The sequence below is a fragment of the Pseudomonas saponiphila genome (genome assembly GCF_900105185.1).
Taxonomy (GTDB): domain Bacteria; phylum Pseudomonadota; class Gammaproteobacteria; order Pseudomonadales; family Pseudomonadaceae; genus Aquipseudomonas; species Aquipseudomonas saponiphila.
Genome location: NZ_FNTJ01000001.1, coordinates 4,431,297 through 4,449,005 on the forward strand (window position 1 = coordinate 4,431,297; position 17,709 = coordinate 4,449,005).

A 17,709-nucleotide genomic window follows, 5' to 3' on the forward strand; every position below is an offset into this window, starting at 1 on the left:
TCGAGGTGAACATGTACAACTGGATCAGCGCCCTCGCCGACCTGCAGACCCTGGGAGAACCCTGCGTGCTGGTGACCATCATCGAAGAGCTCGGTTCGACGCCGCGCAATGCCGGCTCGAAGATGGTCGTCAGCGCCACCCGGGCCTTCGACACCATCGGCGGCGGCCACCTGGAATACAAAGCCATGCAGATCGCCCGGGAGATGCTCGCCGCCGGCAAGCAGGCCACCCACCTGGAGCGCTTCAGCCTCGGCGCCAGCCTCGGCCAATGCTGCGGCGGCGCCACGGTGCTGCTGTTCGAACCCATGGGCCAGGTACAGGCGCAGATCGCCGTGTTCGGCGCTGGACACGTCGGCCGCGCCCTGGTGCCGCTACTGGCCAGCCTGCCCTGCCGGGTGCGCTGGATCGATTCCCGGGAACAGGAGTTCCCGGAACAGATTCCCCAAGGCGTGCACAAGATCGTCAGTGAAGAGCCGGTGGAAGAAATCGACAACCTGCCTCCGGGCAGCTACTGCATCGTCATGACCCATAATCACCAACTGGACCTGGAGCTGACCGCCGCCCTGCTCAAGCGCAACGACTTTGCCTATTTCGGCCTGATCGGCTCGAAGACCAAACGGGTCAAGTTCGAGCATCGCCTGCGCGACCGCGGTTTTGACGCCGCCACCCTGCAACGCATGCGCTGCCCGATGGGCCTGGGTGAGGTCAAAGGCAAGTTGCCCGTGGAAATCGCCATCTCCATCGCCGGTGAGATCATCGCCACCTATAACGCCCATTTCGGCCAGCCCAGCGCCAGCGCCGAACCCATTGCCAAACTGCTGCCGGCTTCGCGCCGCAGTCAGGCCTCGAACTGAAACGCCACACACCGAGAATCCCCATGCCTTTAACGCGCAAAGCCTACCGAGCCGCCATCCTGCACAGCATCGCCGACCCGGCCGAAGTCGGCATCGAAGCCTCCTACGAGTATTTCGAAGACGGCCTGCTGGTGGTCGAGGACGGCCGGATCAGTGCCCTCGGCCACGCCAGCGAACTGCTGGCCACGTTGCCCGCCCAGGTGCAGGTCGAGCACTACCCGGATGCCCTGATCACTCCTGGCTTCATCGACACCCACATCCACCTGCCCCAAACCGGCATGGTCGGTGCCTACGGCGAGCAATTGCTGGACTGGCTGAACACCTACACCTTCCCCTGCGAAAGCCAGTTCGCCGACCAGGCCCACGCCGATGAAGTGGCGGAGATTTTCATCAAGGAGCTGCTGCGCAACGGCACCACCACCGCCCTGGTGTTTGGCAGCGTGCACCCGCAGTCGGTCAACGCGTTTTTCGAAGCCGCCGAGAAACTCGACCTGCGGATGATCGCCGGCAAGGTGATGATGGACCGCAACGCCCCGGACTACCTGACCGACACCGCCGAATCCAGCTATCAGGAAAGCAAGGCACTGATCGAGCGTTGGCACGGCAAGGGCCGCCTGCACTACGCCGTCACTCCGCGCTTCGCGCCGACCAGTACCCCGGAGCAACTGACCCTGGCCGGCCAGTTGCTGACCGAGTACCCCGACCTCTACATGCAGACCCACATCAGTGAAAACCTGCAGGAAATCGAATGGGTCAAGGCACTGTTCCCGGAGCGCAAGGGCTACCTCGACGTCTACGACCACTACCAGTTGCTGGGTGAGCGCTCGGTGTTCGCCCACGGCGTGCACCTGTGCGACGAGGAATGCGCGCGCCTGGCGCAGACCGGCTCGGCCGTGGCCTTCTGCCCGACCTCGAACTTCTTCCTCGGCAGCGGCCTGTTCAACCTGCCGATGGCGGAAAAGCACAAGCTCAACGTCGGCCTGGGCACCGACGTCGGTGGCGGCACCAGCTTCTCGCTGCTGCAGACCCTCAACGAAGCCTACAAGGTCATGCAACTGCAAGGCGCCCGCCTGAGCCCGTTCAAATCGCTGTACCTGGCAACCCTGGGCGGCGCTCGGGCGTTGCGCCTGGAGGACAGGATCGGCACCTTGCACCCTGGCACCGACGCCGACTTCGTGGTCCTCGATTACCACGCCACGCCGCTGCTCAGCTACCGCCTGAAGCAGACCAACAACATCGCCGAAACCCTGTTCGTGCTGATGACCCTGGGGGATGACCGCACGGTGCTGCAGACCTACGCCGCCGGTCGGCAAGTCCACCAACGCTAAGCCCGTGCACAAAAAATCCCCCGCTCGCCAATCCGCGAACGGGGGATTTTTCATGCCTGGCCGAACCGCGATGCAGCGTCGGCTAGAAGGTCACTTCCATGTTCAGGGTCGGCGCGCTGGTGCGCGTCCCCCGTCCGCCGTCCACCCCGAACTTGTTGTGCCAGTACTCGTACCCGACGCCCAGATAGAGGTTGGGCTTGACGCTCTTGCCCGGCAGCACGGCGACCATCAGCGAACTGCGCAGCAGGGTTTCCGGAGCGGTATCGCGGTAGTTGTAGTCGTGGCCCTTTTCCCCGGTGTAGTTGATGAAACCCTGGAACTTGGCCGCGTGACTGCCGACTTCGAAAGGTCGCATCCAGGCCAGGTTCAGCAGGTAGGTGTCATCGAAGGTGTGGTCCGGATCCTTGGCACCGGGGATGCCGGAATGGTTGCTTTCCTTGTAGTACAGCAAGCTCAGGTCAAGCACGCCGACGGTGTTGAACTTGAGGGTCGGACCGAAGACCAGGGCGCGCTTCTTCGCCGATCCCAGGTTGTTGTTGCGGCTGGCGTCAAAGCCCAGGGTCAGCGCGTAGTCCTTGATCAGGCCGGTGCCCAGGGGCGTATCCAGGACCCGGGAGGCAAAGAGCTGGTGGCGGTAGACGCCGTAGACTTCGCTGCTGCCCTTGTTGGTGCCCTTGCGCGGATCGTCGCTATCGGAGAGCAGCACGTCCAGGTGCAGGTAGTTGCTGCCGTACTGGTAACCGCTGGCGTGGGTGAAGCTGTAGATGCGCTTGCTGATGTAGTGCGGGTTGTTCGGGTTGGTGAACTCCTTGCCGTACCGAAAGCCGACGCTGTTGTTCATCCACTCCAGGGCGGCCGCTTCCCCTGCTCCAATCAATGTCATCAGCAGGGTTGCGCCTTGTAATGCCTTTTTCATTTTTATTATGTCCTGTGGCGGTGTGGCGTTAGGCAGCTTCGCTGGCTGCCGACCGCACGCAGTATCGGCACAAGCGCCACAGGGCCCAAAGAACAGAATATCGACCAGGGCGCTGCCAAAACGGCAACAGCACCTGTAACCATGGACTCAGAGCACCGGCTGGCCAAAGACCCGCTCGGCCCGTTCGCGAATGGCGATCTCTTCGCTGAGCAGATGAGCCAGTGCCTCCACCGCGCTGGGCAGTTCGCGCCCGCTGCGGGCGTAGAGTCCCAGGTCGCTGTAGATCCCGCCCTGATCGCTCAGGGGGATGTGCACCAGTTCGCCCTTGCCCAGGTCGGCCTCGACCCCGACCCGGGTCTGGAACGCCACGCCCATGTTGTGCCGGGCCATCTGCCGCGCCAGCTCCATGGAGTTGCTCTGCAACGGCGGCTTGTCCAGCAGCCCCAGGCGCTTGTGCAGCGGCGCCAGCAGGTGATGGATCGACAGCTCGCTCTTGGCCAGGATCAGCCCGTGCTCGGCACAGGTAGCGAAGTTGACGCTACCCCGCTCCGCCAGGGGATGGTCGGGACTGACCAGGGCCCCGAGACGAAAATGCCCGACACTCAACTGGCGAATCTCCGGTGCGCGGGGCAAGGCAAAGGCCAGTCCCAGGTCGGCACGACTGTTGATCAAGGCCAGGGGTATCGATTGCGACCCCTGCACCGTGACGCCGATGGTCACCTGCGGATAGTGCTCGCGCATGCGCTTGAGCACCGAGGGCAGCAAGTCCACGGTGGCGCCCTCCACGGTGGCGATCTCGACGTGCCCGCTGCGCAAGCCACGCAGGGCATCGAACTCCAGGCGCACTCGCTCCAGATCCTGCAACACCAGATTGACGTGGCGACTGAGGATCTCTCCGGCCAGGGTCAGGCGCAGGCCACCGGGCAACCGCTCGAACAGCGGCGCCCCGATTTCATCCTCGATCTTCAGAATCTGCCGGTTCACCGCCGAAGACGCGACATTCAGACGCCGGGCCGCCTCGCGAATCGAATGGCAGCGCCGCACCATGTCGAAGTAATGGATGGCGGAGGAATGAATACGTAGCGTTCTGCCGCTCATGCCGCAGGCTCCTTGCGCAGGACCAGAGGCGCACGGGCTCGCCTGCCATGCGCATTGAAGCAGGCACTGTATACAATACTTTAGCAAAGTTAAAACAATCTGCCGAATCCACCGGCAAACCCGAGGCCAAACAAAAATCCCCCGCTGCGCGAGCCGCGCAGCGGGGGATTTTCAGAGCGGATCCAGGCTACAGCTTGGCGCTTGGACGTCCCGGCTTCTTGGTCTGCAGCAGGTGCGAAAACACCGCGTGCAAGTCGTCCGAGGCACTTTCCTCGTCGAGATTGAGCTTGCTGTCGATGTGATCCATGTGATGCATCATCAGGTTCACCGCCAGCTCGCCATCCCGGGCTTCGATGGCGTCGATCAGTTGCGTGTGCTCATCGTAGGAACAATGGGAGCGGTTGCCGCTTTCATACTGGGCGATGATCAGCGAGGTCTGGGACACCAGGCTGCGCTGGAAGCTGATCAGCGGTGCATTCTTCGCCGCCTCGGCCAGCTTCAGGTGGAACTCCCCGGACAGGCGGATGCCGGCGCCACGATCACCCCGGGAAAAGCTGTCGCGCTCCTCGTTGACCATCTGCCGCAACTCCAGCAGTTGCTCGGCGGTGGCGTGCTGCACCGCCAGCTCGGTGATGGCCCGCTCCACCAGGCGCCGGGCGAGAAACACCTGACGGGCTTCCTCGACACTCGGGCTGGCTACCACCGCGCCACGATTGGGCCGCAGCAGCACCACGCCTTCGTGGGCCAGGCGCGACAGGGCGCGACGGATGATGGTCCGACTGACTCCGAATATTTCTCCCAACGCCTCCTCGCTCAACTTGGTGCCGGGCGCCAGGCGCTGCTCGAGGATGGCCTCAAAGATGTGCGCGTAGACAATATCGTCCTGGGTTCCGCTGCGACCGGCTTTGCCTGCTCGCGGTTGTTTCTTGAGAGGTTGCAACTGTTCGTTCATGGGCACTCGGGTCGGGAGGACTGCGGCGATTTCGGCGTGACTGTAATACGCCACGGTGGGTCGCTGGCAAGTATCGCGTTAAAACAGGGGCACATTGTACACAACCACTGGGGATCATTAATAAAAAGTGTTAAGGATCCCCGCACTCTTTCAGCGACTGTACGGCTATTTGTAGTCACGGCTGTATTGCAATGCAAAGTTGCTTTTAAGTTTAGGCTTGAACCCTGAACCCCTTCACTGGCCCATTGCTCGCGCATGATTCGAGCGATGTTCGCTGGACGTGGGTTTTGTGTCTTTCAAGAACAAGGAATAGCAGTAATGTCCGACGCCACCCCCGCGCAATTACGCCCCCTGGCGGACACTTCGCCCTCAGCCATCGTGGCCGGTTTCATCGCCATGATGACCGGCTACACCAGTTCGCTGGTGCTGATGTTCCAGGCCGGACAAGCCGCCGGCCTGACCAGCGGTCAGATTTCTTCGTGGATCTGGGCCATTTCCATTGGCATGGCGATCTGCAGCATCGGCCTGTCACTGCGCTATCGCACCCCGATCACCATTGCCTGGTCGACACCGGGCGCCGCCCTGCTGATCACCAGCCTGTCCGGCGTCACCTACGGCGAAGCCGCCGGCGCCTACATCACCTGCGCCGTGCTGGTGACCCTGTGCGGGCTCACCGGCAGCTTCGAGCGCCTGGTGAAAAGGATCCCCGCCTCCCTGGCGGCCGCACTGTTGGCGGGGATCCTGTTCAAGATCGGCAGCGAGATCTTCGTCGCCGCCCAGCATCGCACTGGTCTGGTCCTGGGGATGTTCTTCACCTACCTAGTGGTCAAGCGCCTGTCGCCACGCTACGCGGTACTGGCGGCGCTGCTGATCGGCACGGCCCTGTCGGGCGCCATGGGCTTGCTGGACTTCAGCGGCTTTCATCTGGAAGTGGCGACCCCGGTCTGGACCACGCCGCACTTTTCCCTGGCCGCTACCATCAGCATCGGCATCCCACTGTTCGTAGTGGCCATGACCTCGCAGAACATGCCCGGGATCGCCGTGCTGCGGGCCGACGGCTATCAGGTTCCGGCCTCACCGCTGATCACCGCCACCGGCCTTGCCTCGCTGCTACTGGCGCCATTCGGCTCCCACGGCATCAACCTGGCGGCCATCAGCGCCGCCATCTGCACCGGGCCCCATGCCCATGAAGATCACGCCAAGCGCTACACCGCGGCAGTGTGGTGCGGGGTTTTCTACGGCATTGCCGGGGTCTTCGGCGCGACCCTGGCCGCGCTGTTCGCGGCCCTGCCCAAGGAGCTGGTGCTGTCCATCGCCGCCCTGGCCCTGTTCGGCTCGATCATCAACGGTTTGAGCATTGCCATGAGTGAAGTCAAGGAGCGCGAGGCGGCGCTGATCACCTTCATGGTCACGGCCTCGGGGCTGACGCTGTTTTCCATTGGCTCGGCGTTCTGGGGGATTGTCGCCGGGGTGATCACCTTGATGATTCTGAATTGGCGCAGTGCCTGAAGGGCTTCACCGGCCAATAGCGCCCACGACAAAACCCGGGGCTGGCCCGTGGCAGAGGCAAGAAACACAAGGGAAAATTCGACAGGCCGCCCAGGCAGGACAGCAACGCATGAGCGGCCCGGACGGGCCGCTCATGCATGACATCACGCGACTGGGTTGATCGCGTTGTCCGGGTACCAGACGTCCAGCAGCGGGCTGACTTCAACGTTGGTCAGCTCGGTGCGTGCCTTGAGCCAGGCTTCAACGGTGGCGCGCTGCTCTTCGCTCACGGAACCACGCTTGCTCAGGCAAACCAGACCGAAGTCGTCGCCGCCTACATAGCCCAGGCCGTTGGCTTCCATCGCTTCTTTGAGGAATGCGTCGAGGAAAGCGTCAATAGCTTCGTCAGCCAGATCTTCTTTGAAATCCAGGTTCAGCTCAAAACCCAGCTCCTGAAATTCATCTACGCAGAGTTTTTTGCGCAGACGGCGGGAACGGTTAGTGGCCATGGAACAATCCTCATAAGTAATAACGGGCGGCACTTTACCAGTTTAGGCGGGCGATTGCCTGACTCTATGAGGACGCGGTCGTGCCATTGGTAAAAAAAATACCGCCCCGGCGGCCCGTGGCACGGCACAAGCCGCTATACCTTGGGGCATAATGCCGACACTTTCATGACCACTGAGGGATTTTATCTGCATGCCCTCGCCTTTTTTCCCCTCGACTGCAGGGTTCCATTTCACATGATCAAATCGTTGCGTCCTCTTCTGCTGGCCAGTGTTTTCCTCCCCCTGGCCTTCCCTGCCTCCGCGGCTCCGGTCAATACCACCCTGACACCCAAGGTCCAACAAGCACTCAAAGCCAGCAAACTCCCGGACAACGCCCTGTCGCTGGTGATGATTCCCCTGAACGGCCCGGGCACCCCGACGATTTTCAACGCCGATGTGTCAGTCAACCCGGCCTCCACCATGAAGCTGGTCACCACCTACGCGGCCCTGGAAATGCTCGGCCCGACCCACCAGTGGAAGACCGAGTTCTACACCGACGGCACCCTCAGCGGCGGCATCCTCAATGGCAACCTGTACCTCAAGGGCGGCGGCGACCCCAAGCTGAACATGGAAAAGCTCTGGCTGCTGATGCGCGACCTGCGAGCCAATGGCGTGCAGCAAGTCACCGGCGACCTGGTGCTGGATCGCAACTACTTCGTGCAACCGCAACTGCCGGAATTCAATGACGACGGCAACGACGAGAACAAACCGTTCCTGGTCAAGCCCGATGCGCTGATGGTCAACCTCAAGGCCCTGCGCTTCGTTGCCCGCAACGATTCCGGGCGGGTGCTGGTATCGGTGGAGCCGCCGATCGCCAAGATTCGCATCGACAATCAGGTCAAGGCGGTCAACACCAAGCAATGCACCGGTGACGTGCGCTACAACCCGGTGACCCAGGCCGATGGCAGCGTGATCGTCACCGTCGGCGGTCAGTTGGGCGATGGCTGCAGCTCGCAGACCTACCTGTCGCTGCTGGACCACGCCACCTACACCGCCGGCGCGGTGCGGGCGATCTGGAGCGAACTGGGCGGCAGCATCCAGGGCCAGGACCGCCTGGCGGTGGTGCCCAAGGACGCCAAGGTGCTGGCCCGGGCCTTTTCTCCGGACCTGGCGGAAATCATCCGCGACATCAACAAGTACAGTAACAACACCATGGCCCAGCAGTTGTTCCTGAGCCTGGGCGCCAAGTACCGCAATGAAGCCGATGGCGATGACGCCAAGGCTGCCCAGCGCGTAGTGCGCCAGTGGCTGGCGAAGAAAGGCATCACCGCGCCGCACCTGGTGATGGAGAACGGCTCCGGCCTGTCCCGCGCCGAGCGGGTCAGCGCCCGGGAAATGGCCGGCCTGCTGCAAGCCGCGTGGAAGAGTCCCTACGCCGCCGAATTCATCAGTTCGATGCCGATTGCCGGCATGGACGGCACCATGCGCAAGCGCCTCAAGCGCACCGCCATGTCCGGTGAAGCCCACATCAAGACCGGCACCCTGAACACCGTCCGCGCCATTGCCGGCTACAGCCGCGATGACAACGGCAACACCTGGGCGGTGGTTGCCATCCTCAATGATCCACGGCCGTTCGGTGCCTCTTCGGTGCTGGATCAGGTACTGCTGGATCTGTATCGCCAACCAAAACTGGCCACCAGCGCTTCGCCGCTGTAACGCCCCGGGCCGACGGCGGCTGCCCCGCGCCGCCGTCGCCGTTCAGGGCAACTCGGCCTGAACCCGGTCGCGACCGGCCTGCTTGGCGGCGTAGACCCCGGAGTCGGCCCGCAACAGCAGGCCATCCGCGCCCTCGCCCTCGCGCCAGCTGGCAACACCGAAACTGGCGGTGACCCTGCCCACCGGCGCGATCGGCGAACTGCGCAAGCCCTGCCACAGTTCCTCGGCCAGGACCAGCGCCTGTCGGGCGTTGGTGTCCCGACACAGAACCATGAACTCCTCGCCCCCCAGACGGCAGAACACATCGGTGCGTCGCAGCCGCCGGCCAATGCGCTCGCACAGCCCGCGCAGCACCTGATCGCCGACGCCGTGACCGTACTGGTCGTTGATCCGCTTGAAGTGATCGACATCCAGCATGATCACCGCCATTTCGCCCCCGCCGCGCTCCAGGCGCTGCATTTCGTTCTGCAACTGCTCCTGGAAATAGCGCCGGTTGTGAATCCCGGTCAGCGAGTCGGTGACCGACAAGGCCCGCAGTTCCTCCTCGACCCGCTTGAGATCGGAGATGTCCGAGATATAGCCGTGCCACAGAACCCCGCCGCCACTCAGGCTTTCCGGGGTCGCCGCCCCGCGCATCCAGCGCAGCCCGCGTTGCGGCAGGCAGACTCGGTATTCCTCGCGCCAGGGACTCAACTGCTGGGCGGAAATCCGGATCGACTCGCGTACCCGCTGCACATCCTCGGGATGGATCCGCTCAAACACCGCTGCGGCATTCTCCTGCAGCACCTGCGGCTCGATCTCGTAGATCTCGCGAATGCCATCGCTGGCGTAGGTAAAGCTGGCATGGCCATCGGCATCCAGCTTGAACTGGTAGATGCCACCGGGAACATGGGCACTGAGCTTTTTCAACAACCGGTCCCTGGCCGCCAGGGCTTCATGCACCCGCTTACGCTCGGTGATGTCGATGCAGATGGCCAGATGGCCAATCCACAGCCCCTGGTCATCCAGCACCGGAGTCGCCAGCATGTTCACTTGCAGGTGGCTGCCGTCGCGTCGCACCAGGGTCCATTCCCGGGCCTCATGCCCACCGGCCATGCCCTCTTCCACCAGCATCGCCCGGGACACCTCGATGGGCTTGCCATAGCGCTGACTGAGGCTATGGGCCCACGCTTCCAGCTCCTGAGGCAGGTGCAGGCTTTCCAGGGTCAGGTGGCCCACCGCTTCGCTGCTGCGGTAACCCAGCATCTGCTCGGCGCCAGCATTGAAGGTGCTGATGACCCCGCGCAGGTCGGTGGCGATGATCGCCACCTGGGTAGCGGCATTGAGCACGCTGCGCAACTGGCTGTGGGTTCCGCGCAGCTCCTGCTCGCGACTGCGCAACTCCCGGGTGCGCTGTTCGACCAGGGCCAAGGCCCGTTGCCGTTGACTCACCAGCACGTAGAGCAAGGCGCTGAGCAGCAGGCTGAGCAAGCTGCCGAGGATCACCAGACTGGTCAGTGAAGAATGATTGGCATGCAGGAACGCCGCGCTGGGGCGGATTTCCACTTGATAATCCCGGTCTGCCAGACGCAGCAGACGGCTGGCACCCAGGTGACTGGTGACCGGCAGGTTGTTCGATTCATACAGCACCTCATGCTGGCCCTCGGTGGACAGATCGAGAATCCGCACCGACAGGTTGTCACTGGCCGAGGCCGGCAAGCCGTCCGCCACCAGCTGCCGCAGGCTGATCACCGCCAGCACAAAACCATAGGGCCTGGCCTGGGGCGAAGGGTCATCCTGGGCGCGCCTGACCGGCGCCGCCAGCAGCACCCCGCGGGCATAGGCCGGATCCACCGCCACCAGATGCATGGGCGGCGAAACCGCCAGGCCATTGAGTACCCGGGCACGCTCCAGCGTGGCCCGACGCAGCGGCTGGGCCAGCAGGTCATACCCCAGGGGCGAGCCCAACGGGCTCTGGGTCTGGCTATAGAGCACCGGCGCGTAGTCATCCTGATCACCGGCCGGCTCCATCTGCCCCGCCGCATTGAGCTGCACGATGGCGAATCCGGGCTGCCCCTCACGGCGCACCGCCTGCTCGAAATCCGCCCGCTGGGCACGACTGACCAGCGGCGCAAAAGCATAGGCCTGAGTCCGACGCAGCAGAGGCTTGGCGTACCCCTCGAAGTCGTAGCGAGTTACATGATCGGAATTGACAAAGAAACGCCGCAAGCCGTCCAGGCGTTGCTCCTGGTCTTGAAAGCGCTCTTCGATGCGGCTGTAGCGTTCGCTGGCCAGCAACTGAAAGCGCTGGCGCAACTGCTGCTGGTTCAGGTTGTAGGTGGACCAGGCCAAGAGCCCGGTGAGAATGCTGCCCGCGAGCAACACCAGCACCGCCACCAACCAGGCCGAAACATCTTCACTAATGAAACCCAGGATTTTCGGGCGTACCACATGCAACGGCATAAGTAGAACTCATCACGCCAGCGAGTTTGGGTGTCATCCGGATCAAGTGAGAGTTATAGCCATTAGCCATTAATTTGACCAGCGCTAAACAGCCCCCTAAGCCCGAAAAATCGGGCCTTGGGGGACTTATCCGGCCATCAGCGGGCGGTGACTTTCCAGGCCCGGTGAATCTTGCTGTTACGGGCAAAATCCGGGTCGATGGTTTTTGCCGTGATCTCTTCGACCTGATAACGGGTCGCGAGGTTCTCATCCAGCTGGAACTTGCGGAAGTTGTTGGAGAAATACAGCACACCGCCCGGGGCCAGGCGCGCCATGGCCAGGTCCAGCAACTGCACCTGATCACGCTGTACGTCGAACACCCCTTCCATGCGCTTGGAATTGGAGAAGGTCGGCGGGTCGATGAAGATCAGGTCGAACTCGTCGCGGCAACTCTCCAGCCAGGCCATCACGTCGCCCTGCTCCAGGCGGTTTTTGTCGGAGAAACCGTTGAGGGAGAAGTTGCGTCGCGCCCAGTCCAGATAGGTTTTCGACAGGTCGACACTGGTGGTGCTGCGCGCCCCGCCCTTGGCCGCATGCACGCTGGCCGTGGCGGTGTAGCAGAACAGGTTGAGGAAGCGCTTGCCGGCGGCTTCTTGCTGAATCCGCATGCGCATGGGCCGATGATCGAGGAACAGCCCGGTATCCAGGTAGTCGGTCAGGTTCACCAGCAGCTTGACCCCGCCTTCGCGGACTTCGGTGAACTGGCCCTGAGCACTCTGGCGCTCGTACTGCTTGGTGCCGCTCTGACGCTCGCGACGCTTGATCACCACCCGGCTCTTGTCCACGTTCAGCGCCTGGGGAATCGCCGCCAGGGCGTCGAACAGACGAGCCTGGGCCTTCTCCGGGTCCACCGACTTGGGCGCCGCGTACTCCTGCACGTGCACCCAGTCCTGATACAGATCGATGGCCAGGGAGTATTCCGGCATGTCGGCATCGTAGACCCGGTAGCACTCGACGCCTTCGCGCTTGGCCCATTTGCCCAGTTGCTTGAGGTTCTTCTGCAGGCGGTTGGCGAACATCTGCCCGCCTTCGCTCAGGCGTGCCTGCTCGACCACCGGGGCCGGAGCCGGCTTGATCGGATTGCCATTCTTGTTGAACTGGCGCACTGGCGCCTCGTCCGCCGCGGCCTGGGCCTGCTCGCGTTCCACCTGGCGCTGCTCGGCGGTACGCCGCTCGCCGGTGACGAACTGATCCGGCAGGACCTTGATCAGCAGCAGCTTGCACGGCAAGGCGCCGTTCCAGAACGAGTACTGCTTGTGGCTGCGGATGCCCATGCGCTTGCCCAGGTCCGGGGCGCCGGTGAACACCGCCGCCTCCCAGTTGAGACAGGCCTGACGCAGGCGCTCACCGAGGTTCTGGTAGAGGTACAGCAGGCTGGCTTCATCACCCAGGCGCTCGCCGTAAGGCGGGTTGCAGATCACCAGGCCTTTCTGGTTCTGGTCCGGACGCGGCTCGAAGGTGCCGACTTCGCCCTGATAGATCTTGATCCAATCGCTCAGGCCGGCACGCTCGACGTTGTTGCGCCCCGGCTGGATCAGGCGCGGATCGGCCTCGTAGCCACGGATCCACAGCGGTGGCTTGGCCAGGCCGGCCTGGGCCCGGGCCAGCGCTTCATCATGCAGCTTGCGCCACAGCGCCGGCACATGACCAAGCCAGGCGGTGAAACCCCACTGCTCGCGCTTGAGGTTGGGCGCGATGTCGGCGGCGATCATCGCCGCTTCCACCAGGAAGGTGCCGACACCGCACATCGGGTCGGCCAGGGCGCCGCCCTGGGCGGCAATACGTGGCCAACCGGCACGGATCAGGATCGCCGCCGCCAGGTTTTCCTTGAGTGGCGCGGCGCCTTGCTGCAAACGGTAGCCGCGCTGGTGCAGGCTATGGCCAGACAGGTCCAGGGAGAGAATGGCTTCGCCACGATCCAGGCGCAGGTGGATGCGCAGGTCCGGGTTGAGCTTGTCCACCGAAGGACGCTCGCCGGTCGGGGTGCGCAGTTTGTCGACGATGGCGTCCTTGACCTTCAAGGCGCCGAAGTGGGTGTTGTCGATCCCCGAACCATGGCCGCTGAATTCCACCGCCAGAGTGCCGTCAGCCAACATATGGTCCTGCCAGTCGACATCCAGCACGCCGTGATAGAGGTCCTCGGCATCCTTCATCGGGAAGCGCTTGAGCACCAGCAGCACCCGGTTGGCCAGGCGCGACCACAGGCACAGACGATAGGCCGTCTCCATGTCGGCCATGCCGCGCACGGCAGAAGTGTGCTCACGCGCTTGCTCAAGGCCAAGCCCGACGGCTTCCTCGATCAGCAGGCCTTCAAGGCCTTTGGGGCAGGTGAGGAAGAGTTCGTAACGATCCGACATGGGAGTACCAGAGCCTTTGGCAATAAGTGAACGGGCAACGCATCGCCCGCTCGGTTTTCAATCAAGCGCTTTTCTTCAAGAGCGCTCGTGTGGCACGAATCTGTGCCGTCCCACCCCAGCAGGCAGGCTTTCTTGCAGGGCAAAAGAGCTTTGAGGCCGGGACAGATAAAAAGTCAGGGCAACAAAATGACATAAGTCGACCCTTCGTCGAATAGTAGTTGAGTGCAACCGTTCGACATTCTCACTAAAGCATTAACCTCATCATCTAGTCAGAGGCTGATCACAGCGGGCTTTGCCTGACAAACAGGATACAAAACCACCCTCGGCTTATGGCCTGGACAGCAATATCGTTACGTCCTTATGACAAAACGATCATTCACTTGCTGTGACCTATTGGTTAGAACTCAACACAGGTTGGCGCCGCAATGGCGCCAACATCAAGGCTCGCCACGCCGGCAGCGAGCACCAACGGCAGAGACATTCTGCCCGACCTCAGAAGAAGGTCGACGGGACATAAAGCAGTCAACAAGTGAGGGAAACACCCTATGAGAAGACTAAAGCGTGATCCGTTGGAAAGAGCGTTTTTACGCGGATATCAATATGGCGTTAATGGCAAGTCCCGTGAGCTTTGCCCATTTACTCTACCGTCAGTACGCCAAGCCTGGATCAACGGCTGGCGCGAAGGACGCGGCGACAACTGGGACGGTATGACAGGCACTGCGGGCATCCACAGACTCAACGAACTTCGCGCTGTCGGCTGATCAGGGCACATTCCGACACCTACAACTTGAATAGATGACGACTTAACCACGCACGCCCCATCCGGGCGGCGGGCTTCGGCCCAGGGGTTCCTTCGAGGAGCCCTTTTTTATGCCTGCCGTCCTTCCCCTCTCAGCCCATGGCCGCGATCGCGTCCACCGACTCGCGAATCAACGCCGGGCCCTTGTAGATGAAACCCGAATACAGCTGCACCAGGCTCGCGCCCGCGGCGATTTTCTCAGCCGCGTGCTTGCCCTCGGTGATGCCGCCCACGGCAATGATCGGCAAACGGCCGGCCAGTTCGGCGGCCAGCACCTTGACCGTGTGGGTGCTCTTGTCGCGCACTGGCGCGCCGGACAGACCGCCCGCCTCGTCACCGTGCTCCAGGCCTTCGACGCCTTCGCGACTCAGGGTGGTGTTGGTGGCGATCACCGCATCCATGCCGGTTTCCAGCAAGGCACGGGCCACTTCCACGGTTTCCTCGTCGCTCATGTCCGGAGCGATCTTGATCGCCAGCGGCACCCGCTTGCCGTGGATAACCGCCAGTTCCTGCTGGCGCTGGCTCAGGGCCGACAAAAGCTGCTTGAGCGACTCGCCAAATTGCAGGCTGCGCAGGCCCGGCGTGTTGGGTGAACTGACGTTGACCGTGACATAGCTGGCATGGGCGTAGACCTTGTCCAGGCAGATCAGGTAGTCGTCCACCGCCCGCTCCACCGGAGTATCGAAGTTCTTGCCGATATTGATCCCCAGCACGCCCTTGTATGACGCGGCGGCAACCCGCGCCAGCAGGTTGTCGACCCCCAGGTTGTTGAAGCCCATGCGATTGATGATGGCTTCGGCCTGGGGCAAGCGGAAGATCCGCGGCTTGGGGTTGCCCGGTTGCGGACGCGGAGTGACGGTGCCGATCTCGACAAAACCGAAGCCCAGCTGGGCAAAGCCGTCGATGGCCGCACCATTCTTGTCCAGGCCAGCGGCCAGACCCACCGGGTTGGCAAACTCCAGGCCCATGACCTTGACCGGCAACTGGGCCGGCGCCTTGCACAGCAGGCCGTTAAGCCCCAAACGCCCGCCCGCACCGATCAGGTCCAGGGACAGATCGTGGGAGGTTTCCGGGGAGAGTTTGAACAGCAGCTGGCGGGCCAGGGTATACATGGGCGGGATGAACTCGGTTGGCGGCGAAATTGGCCGCCGATTATAGCCGCGCCCGGGGCTTGCAGGCGAGGCGCAGAAGCAAATCCCCGGCAATGGCATATGCCTTGCACCCCTTTGAGCATCAAACCCGAGCCAATGGCGGTCCGGGTTCAAGGACAACGGCGTCGTCACCTGCGCGGGCTAGGCCCGGCCTGCGGGTACGACGCTTTTTTATGCAAGGTGCCCCGTCATGACTGAACGCCCCAACACCCCGCTGGCCTGGGTCAATGGCAGCGATGCCCCGGAAAAGTCCGCCATCGACCTGGGCTTCATGGCCCTCACCGATTGCGCCTCGGTGGTGGTCGCCGCCACCCAGGGCTTTGCCCAGCCCTACGGACTGACCCTGAACCTCAAGCGCCAGAGCTCCTGGGCCAGCCTGCGGGACAAGCTGGTGAGCGGTGAACTGGATGCCGCCCACAGCCTGTACGGCCTGATCTACGCGGTGCACCTGGGCATCGGCGGCACCAGCCCTTGCGACATGGCGGTGCTCATGGGCCTGAACCAGAATGGCCAGAGCATCAACCTGTCCCGCGAACTGCAGGCGCTCAAGGTGACCAGCCCTGAAGCACTCGACCGCCACGTGCACCAAAGCCGGGCGCGCCTGACCTTCGCCCAGACCTTCCCCACCGGCACCCACGCCATGTGGCTGTACTATTGGCTGGCCAGCCAGGGCATTCATCCATTGCTGGACGTCGACAGCGTGGTGGTACCGCCGCCGCAGATGGTGGCCCACCTGCAGGCCGGGCGCATCGACGGTTTCTGCGTCGGTGAACCCTGGAGCGCCAGCGCGGTGCAGCAGGACCTGGGCTTCACCCTGGCCACCAGCCAGGCGATCTGGCCCGACCACCCGGAAAAGGTCCTCGGCTGCACCCGCGCCTTCGTCGAGCAATACCCCAACACCGCCCGCGCCCTGGTGATGGCGATCCTCGAAGCCAGCCGCTTCATCGAGCAAAGTCCGGAAAACCGCCGCAGCACCGCCCAGCTGCTGAGCGCCGCCGACTACCTGAATGCCCCGTTGGCCTGCATCGAACCGCGACTGCTGGGGGACTACGCCGACGGGCTGGGCAATCGCTGGCAGGACCCTCATGCCCTGCGCTTTCACCAAAACGGCGCGGTCAACCTGCCCTACCTGTCCGACGGCATGTGGTTCATGACCCAGTTCCGCCGCTGGGGCCTGCTGCGCGAGGACCCGGACTACCTCGGCGTCGCGCGCCAGGTGCAACAACTGCAGCTGTACCGCGAAGCCGCCAGCGCGCTGGGCATCGCCGCCCGGAACCAGGACATGCGCAGTAGCCAACTGATCGACGGCAAGGTCTGGGACGGCTCACAGCCTGCCGCCTATGCCCGCAGCTTCCGCCTGCACGCTCTCAACGACTCACCTTGCCTTGTCGCCCAGCGCTGACCGGAGCCCGCCACCATGCTGCGTATCCTGCTGATCAACGACACCGCGAAGAAAGTCGGCCGGCTCAAGGCCGCACTCAGCGAGGCCGGCTTCGAGGTGATCGACGAATCCGGCCTGACCATCGATCTGCCCGGACGCGTCGAAACGCTGCGTCCGGACGTGGTCCTGATCGATACCGAGTCACCCAGCCGCGACGTCATGGAGCAAGTGGTGCTGGTCAGCCGCGACCAGCCCCGGCCCATCGTGATGTTCACCGACGAACACGATCCGGGGGTCATGCGCCAGGCGATCAAGTCCGGGGTCAGTGCCTACATCGTCGAAGGCATCCAGGTCCAGCGCCTGCAACCCATCCTCGACGTGGCCATGGCGCGCTTTGAAAGCGACCAGGCCCTGCGCGCGCAGCTCCAGGCCCGGGAGCAGCAACTGGCCGAACGCAAGCGCATCGAACTGGCCAAGGGTCTGCTGATGAAAATGAAGGACTGCGACGAAGAACAGGCCTATACCCTGATGCGCCGCCAGGCCATGAGCAGACAGCAGAAACTGATCCAGGTGGCGGAACAGATCATCGCCATGCAGGAACTCCTCGGCTGAGCCTCCTCCCGTAGGAGCCGGCTTGCCGGCGAATGGGCCGCTGAACCTTGCGCCAGTCTTGAGGGGGCCTTCGCTGGCAAGCCAGCTC

The 17,709-nt window shown here is 63.2% G+C and carries 14 protein-coding genes; 7 read left to right on the forward strand and 7 right to left on the reverse strand.

Translation table 11 applies throughout. The annotated features are described in order from the left end of the window. Positions 1 to 11 precede the first annotated feature (11 nt). Positions 12 to 854 carry a xanthine dehydrogenase accessory protein XdhC gene (gene xdhC / locus BLV47_RS20810; RefSeq protein ID WP_092316666.1) on the forward strand — a complete coding sequence of 281 codons (843 nt, stop codon included), beginning with the start codon at positions 12 to 14 and terminating at the stop codon, positions 852 to 854. Between the two features lie 23 nt (positions 855 to 877). Continuing rightward, positions 878 to 2,182 (forward strand): guanine deaminase, encoded by a 1,305-nt coding sequence (gene guaD, locus BLV47_RS20815; RefSeq protein ID WP_092316668.1) that lies wholly within the window; start codon positions 878 to 880, stop codon positions 2,180 to 2,182. Positions 2,183 to 2,264: 82 nt separating this feature from the next. Here guaD and BLV47_RS20820 read toward each other — a convergent pair whose 3' ends face one another. From BLV47_RS20820 to BLV47_RS20830, 3 genes are all read right to left on the reverse strand, one after another. After that, positions 2,265 to 3,098 (reverse strand): nucleoside-binding protein, encoded by an 834-nt coding sequence (locus BLV47_RS20820; RefSeq protein WP_092316670.1) that lies wholly within the window; start codon positions 3,096 to 3,098, stop codon positions 2,265 to 2,267. Between the two features lie 147 nt (positions 3,099 to 3,245). Then, positions 3,246 to 4,196 carry a LysR family transcriptional regulator gene (locus BLV47_RS20825; RefSeq protein ID WP_092316672.1) on the reverse strand — a complete coding sequence of 317 codons (951 nt, stop codon included), beginning with the start codon at positions 4,194 to 4,196 and terminating at the stop codon, positions 3,246 to 3,248. A gap of 187 nt (positions 4,197 to 4,383) precedes the next feature. Further along, on the reverse strand, positions 4,384 to 5,148 hold the full coding sequence (locus BLV47_RS20830) for a GntR family transcriptional regulator (RefSeq protein WP_011060203.1): 765 nt from the start codon (positions 5,146 to 5,148) through the stop codon (positions 4,384 to 4,386). 318 nt (positions 5,149 to 5,466) lie between these two features. On the opposite strand from BLV47_RS20830, the gene BLV47_RS20835 reads away from it, so the two are divergent. Next, positions 5,467 to 6,657, forward strand: coding sequence for a benzoate/H(+) symporter BenE family transporter (locus BLV47_RS20835; protein WP_092316674.1), 1,191 nt, complete (start codon positions 5,467 to 5,469; stop codon positions 6,655 to 6,657). Positions 6,658 to 6,800: 143 nt separating this feature from the next. Here the strand turns inward: BLV47_RS20835 and BLV47_RS20840 are convergent, their stop codons facing one another. Next, entirely contained in the window at positions 6,801 to 7,145 is a 345-nt protein-coding gene (locus BLV47_RS20840) for a YggL family protein (RefSeq protein WP_047284881.1), read from the reverse strand. A 234-nt stretch (positions 7,146 to 7,379) separates the two neighbouring features. Between BLV47_RS20840 and dacB the strand changes: the two genes are divergently transcribed. Continuing rightward, positions 7,380 to 8,840 carry a D-alanyl-D-alanine carboxypeptidase/D-alanyl-D-alanine endopeptidase gene (gene dacB / locus BLV47_RS20845; protein WP_060838302.1) on the forward strand — a complete coding sequence of 487 codons (1,461 nt, stop codon included), beginning with the start codon at positions 7,380 to 7,382 and terminating at the stop codon, positions 8,838 to 8,840. Between the two features lie 42 nt (positions 8,841 to 8,882). Here dacB and BLV47_RS20850 read toward each other — a convergent pair whose 3' ends face one another. Together BLV47_RS20850 and rlmKL are read right to left on the reverse strand one after the other, a co-directional pair. Then, positions 8,883 to 11,282 carry a sensor domain-containing diguanylate cyclase gene (locus BLV47_RS20850; RefSeq protein WP_092316676.1) on the reverse strand — a complete coding sequence of 800 codons (2,400 nt, stop codon included), beginning with the start codon at positions 11,280 to 11,282 and terminating at the stop codon, positions 8,883 to 8,885. Between the two features lie 137 nt (positions 11,283 to 11,419). Beyond that, complete coding sequence (rlmKL, locus tag BLV47_RS20855) at positions 11,420 to 13,678, reverse strand: bifunctional 23S rRNA (guanine(2069)-N(7))-methyltransferase RlmK/23S rRNA (guanine(2445)-N(2))-methyltransferase RlmL (RefSeq protein ID WP_092316678.1); 2,259 nt, start codon at positions 13,676 to 13,678, stop codon at positions 11,420 to 11,422. Positions 13,679 to 14,223: 545 nt separating this feature from the next. Here rlmKL and rmf point away from each other — a divergent pair. Beyond that, positions 14,224 to 14,439 (forward strand): ribosome modulation factor, encoded by a 216-nt coding sequence (gene rmf, locus BLV47_RS20865; RefSeq protein WP_016965693.1) that lies wholly within the window; start codon positions 14,224 to 14,226, stop codon positions 14,437 to 14,439. A gap of 130 nt (positions 14,440 to 14,569) precedes the next feature. Here rmf and BLV47_RS20870 read toward each other — a convergent pair whose 3' ends face one another. Next, complete coding sequence (locus BLV47_RS20870) at positions 14,570 to 15,589, reverse strand: quinone-dependent dihydroorotate dehydrogenase (protein WP_092316680.1); 1,020 nt, start codon at positions 15,587 to 15,589, stop codon at positions 14,570 to 14,572. 229 nt (positions 15,590 to 15,818) lie between these two features. Here BLV47_RS20870 and BLV47_RS20875 point away from each other — a divergent pair, with 229 nt between their 5' ends. Beyond that, entirely contained in the window at positions 15,819 to 17,030 is a 1,212-nt protein-coding gene (locus BLV47_RS20875; RefSeq protein ID WP_092316682.1) for a CmpA/NrtA family ABC transporter substrate-binding protein, read from the forward strand. A 15-nt stretch (positions 17,031 to 17,045) separates the two neighbouring features. After that, a complete protein-coding gene (locus tag BLV47_RS20880) occupies positions 17,046 to 17,621 on the forward strand; it encodes an ANTAR domain-containing response regulator (RefSeq protein WP_092316684.1) in 576 nt (191 codons plus the stop codon). The last annotated feature ends 88 nt before the right edge of the window (positions 17,622 to 17,709 follow it).